General features: G+C 71.1%; 9 protein-coding genes. 6 read left to right on the top strand and 3 right to left on the bottom strand.

Annotated elements, in window-relative coordinates; genetic code table 11:
• Positions 1-19: 19 nt before the first annotated feature.
• From ABZV40_RS19085 to ABZV40_RS19075, 3 genes are read right to left on the bottom strand one after another with little or no spacing between them, the layout of a single operon-like run.
• Positions 20-1,597 carry an acyl-CoA dehydrogenase family protein gene (locus tag ABZV40_RS19085; RefSeq protein ID WP_355442936.1) on the bottom strand — a complete coding sequence of 526 codons (1,578 nt, stop codon included), beginning with the start codon at positions 1,595-1,597 and terminating at the stop codon, positions 20-22.
• The gene (locus ABZV40_RS19080) at positions 1,597-3,180 is read right to left on the bottom strand and encodes an acyl-CoA dehydrogenase (RefSeq protein ID WP_355442746.1); all 1,584 of its coding nucleotides are present in this window, start codon (positions 3,178-3,180) and stop codon (positions 1,597-1,599) included. Before ABZV40_RS19080 ends, ABZV40_RS19085 begins: the two co-directional genes overlap by 1 nt.
• On the bottom strand, positions 3,177-4,847 hold the full coding sequence (locus ABZV40_RS19075) for a fatty acyl-AMP ligase (RefSeq protein WP_355442743.1): 1,671 nt from the start codon (positions 4,845-4,847) through the stop codon (positions 3,177-3,179). The genes ABZV40_RS19080 and ABZV40_RS19075 overlap by 4 nt, the downstream gene beginning before the upstream one ends.
• A 288-nt stretch (positions 4,848-5,135) precedes the next feature.
• Here ABZV40_RS19075 and ABZV40_RS19070 point away from each other — a divergent pair, with 288 nt between their 5' ends.
• The 6 genes from ABZV40_RS19070 (at position 5,136) to ABZV40_RS19045 (ending at position 11,285) form a co-directional block, all read left to right on the top strand.
• A complete protein-coding gene (locus tag ABZV40_RS19070; RefSeq protein ID WP_355442740.1) occupies positions 5,136-6,092 on the top strand; it encodes an ATP-binding cassette domain-containing protein in 957 nt (318 codons plus the stop codon).
• On the top strand, positions 6,089-6,883 hold the full coding sequence (locus tag ABZV40_RS19065; protein WP_355442737.1) for an ABC transporter permease: 795 nt from the start codon (positions 6,089-6,091) through the stop codon (positions 6,881-6,883). The genes ABZV40_RS19070 and ABZV40_RS19065 overlap by 4 nt, the downstream gene beginning before the upstream one ends.
• Positions 6,880-7,572, top strand: coding sequence for an alpha/beta fold hydrolase (locus ABZV40_RS19060; protein ID WP_355442734.1), 693 nt, complete (start codon positions 6,880-6,882; stop codon positions 7,570-7,572). Before ABZV40_RS19065 ends, ABZV40_RS19060 begins: the two co-directional genes overlap by 4 nt.
• Positions 7,573-7,582: 10 nt before the next feature.
• Positions 7,583-8,407 carry an SDR family oxidoreductase gene (locus ABZV40_RS19055; protein WP_355442731.1) on the top strand — a complete coding sequence of 275 codons (825 nt, stop codon included), beginning with the start codon at positions 7,583-7,585 and terminating at the stop codon, positions 8,405-8,407.
• Between the two features lie 13 nt (positions 8,408-8,420).
• Positions 8,421-10,865: an amino acid adenylation domain-containing protein gene (locus tag ABZV40_RS19050; RefSeq protein ID WP_355442728.1), complete on the top strand. Its 2,445-nt coding sequence runs from the start codon at positions 8,421-8,423 to the stop codon at positions 10,863-10,865.
• A gap of 138 nt (positions 10,866-11,003) precedes the next feature.
• On the top strand, positions 11,004-11,285 hold the full coding sequence (locus ABZV40_RS19045) for a hypothetical protein (protein ID WP_355442725.1): 282 nt from the start codon (positions 11,004-11,006) through the stop codon (positions 11,283-11,285).
• Positions 11,286-11,403 lie beyond the last annotated feature (118 nt).

Here is an 11,403-nt window from a genome sequence, read left to right as displayed (position 1 = left end):
TCCCTCTTGGATGAGAAGTTCAGGCGAGTCGGCGGCCGGACAGGCCGAAGTAGCGGTGGTCGCGGTGGCGGTCGAGCAGCTCGGCCAGCAGCGCGTCCGGCGAGGACAACCACGCGGGGTCGGCGAGGAACCCGTCGGCGCTGTGCCGCCACAGCTGCAGGCAGCTGATCCGCACGAGCAGCCCGACGTACCGCGTGACGAGGTCGTAGTAACGAGAAGGGGCGTCGACCCCGAGCTCCGCGATGGGCAGTCGCGCGCAGATCTCGGCCAGACCGGTCAGGTCGGCCAGGTTCGCCTCGGCGGTGGCCCGCACGTCGCGCGGAATCCCGTTGTCCTGCAACGCCGCTGCCAGTGAGGCGGCGAGCGGGTCCTGACCCGCGGCGTGCAGCGCGAGCCGGTCGAACCGCAGCTCCGGCAGGTCGCCGCGGAACAGGCCGGTGGGCTCGGCCTCGGTCCGCCACGACCGGCGGGCCAGCAACGGCAGCTGCGGCAGCAGGCTCATCTGGCACGCGGCCCGCGCGATGTGCCCGAAGCCGACGGGTGCGAGGTCCCGCAACAGCTTCTGGAACAACGCGACCGGCCCCTCGCGCAGGTAGAAGTGCGCGCCGAGCAGTTCGGACAACCGGTCCATGCCGTCCAGCACCAGCTTCGACACCGCGAACTTGACCGCCGACGAGTACACGGCGGTGGAGCCGGGAACGACGTGCAGCGCACGGGTACCGGCCGCGGAGATCGCCTCGGCCTTCAGCAGGTCGGCGAACACCCCGGCGAGCACCGACCGCACGTGCGGCAGGTCGATCGCCTTGCCGCCGTACAGCTTTCTCCGCGACAGGTGCGTGATCGCGAGACGCAGCCCGGTGTCGAGCACGCCGGTGGCCATCGCGGGCAGGACCGTGCGGGTCACCTGCAACGCCCGCAACGCCTGCTCCAGCCCGGATCCCACCGGTCCGAGCGCGACCGCGGGCGTGTCGTCGTACGCCAGTCCGCCCAGCTGCAGGCCGCGCATGCCGGACGTCGCGAACCTCGGCAGGTCCGCCGTCCCGTCGCCGGGTGCGCGTTCGACGAACATCAGCGTGTGGCTGCGCGGTCCAGGCTTCGGGTCGGTCCGCGCGAACACCACGACTGCCTGCGCGCGCTGGATGTTGGTGACGACTTCCTTGCGTCCGTTGAGCAACCAGCCGTCGGCGGCCGGGGTCGCGGCGAGCTCCATGCCCGCCATGTCGTTGCCGTGCGCCAGTTCGTGGACCGCCACCGCGATCCGCTCGCCGGAAAGCAGTCGTTTCGCGGCTTTTTCCTTCTGCGCGGGCGAACCGGCGGTCCACAGCAGCACACCGGAGATCAGCGAGCTGGCGCCGTAGCCCAGGCCGAGCACCGGATCACGCCGGTACACCGTGCGCATCACCTCGACGAGCCGTTCCAGGTCGTCGAGACGGCCGCCCAGAGCCGCCGGGACGAACTCCGCGTTCAGGCAGTACTCGTCCAGCACGGCCTCACCGGCGGTGAGCATCTCACCGCGTTCGTCGGCGGCCAGGATCGCGGCGGCACCGGTCGGGTTCGCCGGATCGTCGAGGTCGCCGAGGAGCTTCTCCAGCCGCATCACGCCGCCTCCCCCAGGATCGAGAAGGCCGGCGCCTTCCGGTCCAGCAGCACCGCGGCCATCGCGTCGAAGGCCTCCTCGTCGTCCCGGTCGAGCAGCACCGCCAGGCAGGCGCGCAACCACGGCTGTTCGCCGGCCTGGTCGTTCTCCGACCACAGCAGCAGGCAACACGCGATGGCGTACGCCCGCTCGTACCGCGCGGCGAGGTCGAACGCCGTGCCGGGCAGTCCACCGATCGCCGGCACGAACCCCGCCGCCGCCTCCGCCAGGTCCTCCACCTCGCTCAGCACGTCCGGCACCTGCGACGCGACCCGCGGCAGCGACTGGACGAGTGAGCAGCCGGTCGGCGAGGTGAGCGCCAGCCGGTTCCGGTCGAACGCGGGCAGTCCGGCGTCCAGGTGAGCAGCGGCGCGTACGCCTTCCGCGTCGACGCGTTCCGAGCGCAGCAACCGGCCGAGCCGCGGCATCTGGGTGAGCAGCGCGGCGCGGTTGACCGCCGTGCTGCCGTCGAAGATCCCGCAGATCCGGTGGTCGCGCTCCAGCTTCGCGAACCCCGTGCCGGGCGCGGAGGTCAGGAACCCGCGCACGCCGAGCAGTTCGGCCACCGACCCCAGCAGCCGCTGCACCTGCGTGGGCACGAACGCCTTGGCGATGGCCGAGACCACGCTGAGCTCACCGGGCAGCGCGTGCACCGAACGCGTTGCGACCAGCGCGACGGCCTCCGCGGTGAGCGCGGTGGCGGCGACCCTGCCGAGGATCTGCCGCACGTGCGGCACATCGGCGAGCACCCGCCCGTAGAGCCTGCGGTCGACGGCGAAGTCGCGGGCGATCCGCAGCGCGTGGTCCGCGGCGCCCAGCGACAGGCCGCTGCACGCGATCCTGGTGAGCTGCAGGGCTTTCAGCACCACGGTGATGCCGTCCCCGACGTCACCGACCCGTGCGTCGTCACCGACGACCGCGCCACGGGCCGTGAACCCGCTGATGTCCGCGCCGCGGATGCCGTGGGTCAGGACCTTCGGCAACGGCTGCCACGCCTCGTCCGGGACACGGCTCCGGTCGACCAGGAAGACGCTGAAACCCCTTGCCCCGCCACGAGGATCGGTCCTGGCGAGCACGCACGCCGTGCCGCCCCGGGTCGCGTTGTTGATCAGCCACTTCTCGCCGTCGAGCCGCCAGCCGCCGTCCACCGGTGACGCGGTGAACTCGCCCGCCAGCAGGTCGGCGCCGTGGTCGCGTTCGGTCAGGCCCCAGCAGACGATCTCGCCGCCACGCACCCGGTCCGCGTGCGCCGAGACCTGGGCGGGCGTGCCCGCCACCCACACCGGGGCCGAGCCGAGGAACGTCTTGCCGTGCGCGATCGCCACCGTCAGGTCACGCCGCGCCACCGCGCGGATGAGCGCGGTCATCTCGGGGAACGAGCTGTCCCGGTCGAGCACGTAGTTCCGCCCGAAACCGGCCTCGTCGAGCACGGCGACGGCCTCGGCGGGGAACCTGTCGTGATCGTCGTGTGCCGCCAGCAGCTCCGGTGACCACGCGTCGTGCTCGTGGGCGCTGAGCAAGGCCTCCAGCTCGGCGACCTTCATCGGGTCACCGCCGCACGTGCGGCCGTCAGCTGGGCGTCCTCGCTGCACAGCACCGGTTCCAGCTCGTCGGCGAGGTAAAGGGCGCGCATCGCCGACCGCTGGATCTTGCCGCTGGTCGTCCGCCGCACCGCCGAAGGCCGCACCAGCACGACCGACCCGACCGCGACCCCGAACTCGCGGACCACCGTCTGCTTCATCGACGCGGCGACCTCGGCGAGCCGCTGCGCACCCCAGGTGGTGCGGATCTCGTGCACCACGACGAGCTGTTCCTCGTCGTGCGCACCCGGCACTGTGAAGACCGCGCCGTGCAACCCGTTCAGTTCGTCGTGCTGTTCCCGCACGACGTCCTCGATGTCGTGCGGGTGGAGATTGCGGCCGTGCAGCACCAGGGTGTCCTTGAGCCGACCGGTGACGTACAGGTCGCCGTCGTGCAGACCACCGAGGTCGCCGGTGCGGAGAAACGGCCCGTCGCCGTCGGACGTCCTGGCGTCGAAGGTCGCGGCGGTGGCCTCCGGGTTGCCCCAGTAGCCCGCGGCCACCGAGACGCCGCGCAGCCAGATCTCGCCGATCCGCCCCGACGGCAGCGCTTCACGCGTCAGCGGATCGACGATCGCGACGTCGAACCCGTTCGGGCCACCGCAGCCGACGAGCTCACGCCCCGAGTCCTCGACCAGCGAGCCGCGTTCCAGGGCGTCGACGTCGAACGACCGGCGCAGCGGCGGGCGCCCGGACGTGCCGGTGACCATCAGCGTGGCCTCGGCCAGGCCGTACATCGGCAGCAACGCCTCCGCGCGGAACCCCGCCGCGGCGAAGCGCTCGCAGAAGCGGGCGACGTTGGCCGAGCGGATCGGTTCCGAGCCGTTGACGGCGGCGCGCAGGCAGGACAGGTCCAGCTCGGCGAGCTGCTCGTCGGTGACCCGGCGGGTGCACAGGTCGTAGCCGAAGTCGGGCGCGGCGGTCATGTTGACGTCCAGGTCCTGCATCATCCGCAGCCAGTGGTGCGGCCTGCGCAGGAACGCCATCGGGGACATGTGCGCGAATCCCCTGCCGCGCAGCACACCGGTCAGGAGGAGACCGATCAGTCCCATGTCGTGGTAGTGGGGGATCCAGGCACCGCTGCGGCTGCTGGAGTCGCTTCCGGTCGCGGCCATGATCGCGTCTACATTGGACAGCAGGTTCCGGTGGCTGACCATCACACCCTTGGGCTCACTGGTCGACCCGGAGGTGTACTGCAGCAACGCGATGTCGTCCGGTGAGATCTCCGGCGGCCGCCACGCCTCGGGGTCGCCCATCTCGTCGTCGGTGGCCCGGCACACGACGTCGAGCAGACCCGCTTCCGCCACCCACTTCTCGACCGCGGCCAGGTTCGCCCGATCGGTCAGCACCACGCGGACGCCCGCGTTCCTGGCGATGCCGGTGAGCCGGCGGCGTTCGTGCTGGTACCTGCCCGGCACCGGTGCGGGCACGGCGATCGTGCCGGCGTAGCAGCTTCCGAAGAACGCGGTGCCGAACTCGAGGCCCGCGGGGTGCAGCAGCAGCACCCGGTCGCCCCGCGCGCAGTGCTCCTGCAGCCAGGCCGCCACGGCACGCGCCGTTCGATCGACGTTTACGTAATTTTTCCGCCGAAAGTCACCCAAATCGGACATATAGATCAGCGCGTCGGTCATTGCATCGAATTCGGCGCGACTCCGCAAGACGGATGTTAAAGTCTCTTTTACCATTTTTGCCCCGCCTTTCCGGGACCAACGATAACCCCGAATTCGGCCGCCTCTGCCACGAGATCCGCATCACAGAATCCCCTCAGGATTCCACCAGGGAGCAGTGCTAACGTCGGCACCTGGCAAACAAAACACCAGTTGGGGCAGACCTGTCCGAAACTTTCGCAGAGGCATGGGGGCTTCTTCCGAAAGTTTCTGAAGACAGGCAATTCGACGCTGCAAAGAAGTTGGTGGACCGTGCGTGAATCGGACGGACCGGTCGTCCACACCCGCAATCTGAGAAAGAGATACCCAGGCGGGACAGAAGCACTCGCCGGTATTGATGTGAACATCAGCGCCGGCGAGGTGCGCGCTTTGTTGGGGCCAAACGGCGCCGGCAAGACGACGCTCGTGCGCGTGCTCACCACGCTGCTGCCGCCCACCTCCGGCACCGCCGTCGTGAACGGCTGGGACGTGGTGACGAGGGGTGGCGAGGTCCGCGCCAGCGTCGGCGTCGCCGGCCAGTACGCCGCCGTCGACGACCTGCTCACCGGCCTGGAGAACCTGCACCTCATCGCGAAGCTGCGCGGGATGCGGCATCGCGCGGCCAGGCGTGCCGCCGAGGAGATGCTCGGCCGGTTCCGCCTGGAGGCCAAGGCGAACCAGCGGGTGTCGACCTACTCCGGCGGCACCCGGCGCCGGCTCGACCTCGCCGCCGCACTGCTGGGCCACCCACCGGTGGTGATCCTCGACGAGCCCACCACCGGCCTGGACCCGGAGAGCAGGCTCGACGTGTGGGAGTCGATCGGCGACCTCACCGCCGCGGGCACCACGGTGCTGCTCACCACCCAGTACCTGGAGGAAGCCGACCGGCTCGCCGACCGCGTCACGGTGGTCGACCACGGCCGGATCGTCGCCGAGGGCACCACCGACGAGCTGAAGTCGGCCTCCGGCCTCACCCGCCTGGTGCTCCGGCTCGCCGACGGCCACAGCCTCGACGCCGCCGCGGCCGCGGTCGCCGACGCCACCGGCGCGATCCCGGAGGTCGAGCCGCGGGTCCGCCGGATCTCCGCGACCACCGCGGACGGCCCGGCCGCACTGGCCACTGTGCTGTCCACTGTGGACAAGGACGCGATCGCGGAGATCGGCGTGCAACGCCCGACGCTCGACGACGTCTTCCTCCGCCTGACCGCACGTCAGGAGGTGCGGGCGTGACGACCTCCGTGTTCTCCGCCGGTGCGGACATCTTCTGGCGCAACCAGCTGCACCTGCGCCGCCGGCCGATGCTGATCGCGTCCACCCTGATCGAACCGGTGATGTTCACCGTGCTGATCGGCTTCGTGTTCGGCGGCAGCCTCGGCGGCCAGGCCTACCGCGAGTACATCGTCGCCGGCCTGCTCACCCAGGCCGCGATCTTCACGGCGTCCTACACCGCCGTGGGTCTCGCGCTGGACCTGCAGGACGGCATGGTCGACAGGTTCCGGACGTTGCCGATCCCCCGGCTCGCGGTGCTGGCCGGGCGCACGACGTCCGACCTCGTCAACACCTCCGTGAGCCTCGTCGTCACCGCGCTGTGCGGCCTGGCGATCGGCTGGCGGCCGCACACCGGTCCGCTGGAGATCGCCGCCGCGTTCGCGCTGTGCCTGCTGTTCGCGTTCGCCATGTCGTGGGTGGGCGCTTTCATCGCGCTGGTGACGCCCAGCGTCCAGGTGGCCGGCAGTCTCGGCCTGATCTGGCTGTTCCCGGCCAGTTTCGTGTCGTCCGGCTTCGTCGTCACCACGACGCTGCCCGGTCCGCTCGAAGCCATCGCCAACTGGAGTCCCGTCAGCGGCCTGGGCAACGCCCTGCGCTCGCTGTTCGGCAACCCGGCACCGCCGGGCTTCCGGGTACCGCACGGCTGGGCGGCCGTGCACCCGGTCGCCTACACCGTGTGCGTCTGCGCACTGCTCATCGTTCTGTTCGCCGCACTCTCCGTGTGGCGCTACCGCAGGAGGACCAACCGATGACCACCCTGGTTTGCCTGCCCTACGCGGGCGCGGGCGCCTCGTTCTTCCAGCCCTGGCAGGCGATCGCGGGCGACACCCTGCGCGTCGTGCCGTTGCAGCTGCCCGGCCGTGAGCGCCTGATCGACCTCGACCCGCACCGCGACGTCCACCTCGCCGTCGACGACCTGCACGCGCGGTTGCCCGAACTCCTCGGCGAGGAACGCAGGATCGCCCTGTTCGGGCACAGCCTGGGTGCCGTGCTGGCCTACGAGCTCGCCCACCGGCTGGCCGCGGACCCGGACCTCACCCTGGTGCGCCTGTTCGCCAGCGGCTCGCCCGAACCGGCGGCCGGACGACAGCAGCGCGCCACCGGCCTGACCGACGACGCGTTCCTGGCGCGGGTCTCCGAGTTCGCCGGCTACACCCACGAGGCGCTGGAGGACCCCGAGATGCGGGAGATGATCCTGCCGACGCTGCGCGCGGACGTGGAGATGCACGAGAACTACGTGCCCAGCACCGATCTGCCGCTGCCGGCACCCATCACGGTGATCCGCGGCGAGGACGACGAGCTCGTGTCCTATGAGGACGCCGCCGGCTGGAGCAAGGCGACCACCGGCGAGTTCGAGCACGTCGAGGTGCCCGGCGGCCACATGTACCTGACCGAGGCGGCGCCCGCGCTGCTCCGGCTGATCAGCAGCACAGTCCTGTGAGGAGGGTCCGATGAGGTTGACCGGCAAGGTCGTGCTCGTCACCGGCGCGGCACGCGGGCTGGGCAGGGCCATCGCCGTGCGGTGTGCCCAGGAGGGTGCGGACCTCGTGCTGTCCGACGTCTGCGCGGACGTCGGCGGCGTGCCGTACCCGCTCGGGTCGCGCAGCCAGCTCGACCACACCGCGAAGCTGTGCCGCCACGAGGGTTCCGCCGTGCTGGTCGAGGAGACCGACGTGCGGTCGGGCGAGTCGGTGCGCCGGATGGTCGCGGCGGCGACCGAGCGGTTCGGGCAGATCGACGTGGTGGTGAACAACGCGGGCATCGCCGCGCCGTCCGGCAAACCGGTCCACGGGATCACCGAGGACGAGTGGGCCCTGATGATCGACGTGGACCTCACCGGGGCGTGGCGGGTGATGCGCGAGGTCGCCGAGGGCATGTGCGCACGGCGGCGCGGCAGCATCGTCAACGTCGCGTCCACCGCGGGCCTGGTCGGCTACCGCCACTTCGCGGGCTACGTCGCCGCCAAGCACGGCATCGTCGGGCTGACGAAGGCCGCCGCGCTGGACTACGCGCCGATGAAGGTGCGGGTCAACGCCGTGTGCCCCGGCTCGGTGCGGGACGTGCCGGAGTTCGAGGGCGCGATGCTCGCCGAGATCGCCCGCGCGCTCGAGGTGCCCGTCCAGGAACACGAGAAGGCGTTCGTGGAGGCCCAGCCGATGAACGCGCTGGTCGAGCCCGAGGACGTGGCCGCCGCCGTGGTCTACCTCGCCTCCGACGACGCGAAGCAGGTCACGGGCTCCGTGCTGACCGTCGACGGCGGCTTCAGTGCCCGCTGAGAAGGAGTGAGTCATGTCCCACCTCCACGAGTGCCTGCTCCGCCACTCCCCCGCCGACGTCGATCCGGCCGGGCTGTGGGTGGAGGACGTGCCTGCCGCGTCCACGAGCACCGTCGCCGAACGCCGTCGCGTCGCCGAACTGTCGCGACTTGATCAGGGCTCCCACCGCGTGCTGTTGCGTTACGACGACGGCGAGACCGATCTCGTCGTCGTGACTCGCCGCGAAATCCCCGTTGCCACCGCGGCCGCGCCGGCCTGGGGTCTGGGCAACGGCTCCGGTTCCGCCACGTACCTGCACAAGATCGACGAGACCGGCGACGAGACCGGCTGGATCGTGGCGCTGCTGGTGACGCTGCAGCGGTACGACCCCGAGTCCGTTCCCGTCGTCGGTACCCCGCACGGCTCGTTCACGGCCGACCTGACCGGTGCGCTGGGCGGAGTCCGGCCGCTGCCGACGGACCAGCCGGCCGCGGTCGGCCTGTTGTTCGCCGGTGAACAGATCGAAGGCGAGTACCTCCCGTGCCTCGCACCACCGTTCCCGCTCACCGTCTCGATCTTCCACGACGACCGCGGGCGGCGGTTGCGGCTCGACCACTCGACCGCCTCCTTCGCCCCCGAGATCGCCGAGCAGTTCGCGCGGCACCTGCGCCTGGTGCACCACCAGGTGCTGCGCCGCAGGGAGATCGAGGTGGCCGACGTCCAGTTGATGGACGACCTCGACGTGCGTCACGTCACGGAGCTCGGCCGCTCCGCTCCACCGTCCGCCCCGACGGCGAGCACGATCCACGAGGCGTTCCAGCGGATCGCTCAGTCCACACCGGACTCGATCGCCGTCACCGACGGCAGCGACGCGCTCTCCTACCGCGAGCTGGACGAACGTTCCACCGTTGTCGCGCAGGGCCTTCGAGCCCGCGGTGTGCGTGACGGCGACCGCGTCGGCGTGTGCCTGGACCGGTCCGCGTCGTTCGTCGTGACGGCGCTCGGCATCCTCAAGGCCGGCGCGACCTACGTGCCGATGGACCCGGCCCACCCGGCCGACCGGCGGAAGTACACCGCCGAGGACGCCGATCTCGCGCTGGTCGTCACACCGGAAGTCGTTCTCCCCCAGGAGGACGCGGCGCTCGGCGAGGCCAACGGCGACACGGCCGCCTACATCATCTACACCTCCGGCTCGACCGGCCGCCCCAAGGGTGTCGTGGTGCCGCACCGCAACGTGATCGCGTTGCTCGACGCGACCCGCGACGAGTACGAGCTGCGGCCGGGCGACGTGTGGACGTGGTTCCACTCCAGCGCCTTCGACTTCTCCGTGTGGGAAATCTGGGGCTGTCTGCTGACCGGCGGCCGGCTCGTCGTCGTGCCGCACGCGGTGTCACGCGAGCCCGACTCCTTCCGCGACCTGCTCAAGTCCGAACGGGTCACGGTCCTCAGCCAGACGCCGTCGGCGTTCGCGCAGCTGCTGTCGGTCGACCACGCGGACCTCGCGGTGCGGCTCGTGGTGTTCGGCGGTGAACCGCTCGACGCCAGGATGCTGCTGCGCTGGTTCGACCGGCACCCGGAAAGCCGATGCCGCGTGGTGAACATGTTCGGCATCACCGAAACCACCGTCCACGTCACCGCGCAGACGGTCACCCGCGCGGACGCACTCGCCGGTTCACGGTCAGTAGGGCGAGCCCTGCCCGGTTGGCACCTCTACGTCCTGGACGCGGCCGGACGACTGGTCCCGCCCGGTGTCGCGGGCGAGATCTGCGTGGGCGGCGCCGGGGTCGCCGCCGGGTACTTCCGCCGCGAGGAGCTGACCGCACAGCGGTTCGTGCCGGACCCGTTCCGGCCGGGCGTCCTCTACCGCAGCGGCGACCTCGGGCGGCTGCGGCCCGACGGGCGCCTCGACCACCTGGGCCGCATCGACAACCAGGTCAAGATCCGCGGCTTCCGCATCGAGCTGGACGAGATCCGGTCGGTGCTGCTGGAGGACCAGAGGGTGAGCGCGGCCACGGTGGTGGTGCGCCGGGACAACCCCGACGACGCCGCCAGCGCCCGCATCGACGGCTACGTCGTGCTCACCGAGCCCGCGGACACCAGGGACGTCCGCGGGCGGGCGGCGCGGATCCTGCCGGAACACATGGTGCCGTCCACCGTCACCGCACTGGACGAGCTGCCGTTGACCGTGAACGGCAAGATCGACCAGGACCGCCTGCCCCACCCGGCCTCCGCACCGTCCGATGTGGAGGCCGCGCCGACCGGTGACGAGCTCGCGGACCGGCTCAGGGTGATCTGGAGCGCTGTGCTCGGCGTTCCGGTCGGGATGGACGACGACTTCTTCGAGCTGGGCGGGAACTCCCTGTTCGCGGTCCGGATCGGCGCGGCGATGCGGGCGGAGGGGCTGCCCTCGGTGCGACTGCGCGAGCTCTACCGGCACCCCACGGTACGAGGGGTGGCGGGCGCCGTACGCGGGTCGTGAAGGGTTTCCCTCCCGCCGGGCCGGAGTCGTCGCCCCCGCCTTGCGGACGGCTGAGTGCACAAAGGATGGTGGGTCCACATCCGACACGTACTCATGGAGGTGGCTGTGCGCGCGAAATTCGGCAGGACTGTGCGAGCGATGGGAGTCGCGCTGGTGCTCGCCTCGGGCGCGGGGATCGTTCTCGGGACGGTGCCGGCGAGCGCCGACACCAAGTTCCTGAGCATCACGCTCAGGTACCACGGCGACAAGTTCCCCTCTCGGAGCGACGCGATCAACGAGACGCGACCGGAGGCCGACCGGCAGTGCGTGGCGGCGTTCGGGTTCCGGGCACGCGAGGTCGTGCCGTCCCAGTTGTTCGGTGTCCGCAACTCGAGCGGGACCATGGACTGGAAGCAGACGTGGGACTGCTACAGCAACTGACAGCGTGACACGGGCGCACCGGCGATGTACGGGGCCGGGGTGGCGCCGGGCGTGAGGTTTGGGGCGCGCTCGACAACTAGACGGCCGGCCGCGGGGGGCCGCCGGGGGGGTTGGGCCG

Source organism: Lentzea sp. NPDC004782 (assembly GCF_040609115.1).
Taxonomy (GTDB): domain Bacteria; phylum Actinomycetota; class Actinomycetes; order Mycobacteriales; family Pseudonocardiaceae; genus Lentzea.
Note: the sequence above shows the minus strand (reverse complement) of the source record. Positions and strands in the feature narration are given on the sequence as shown.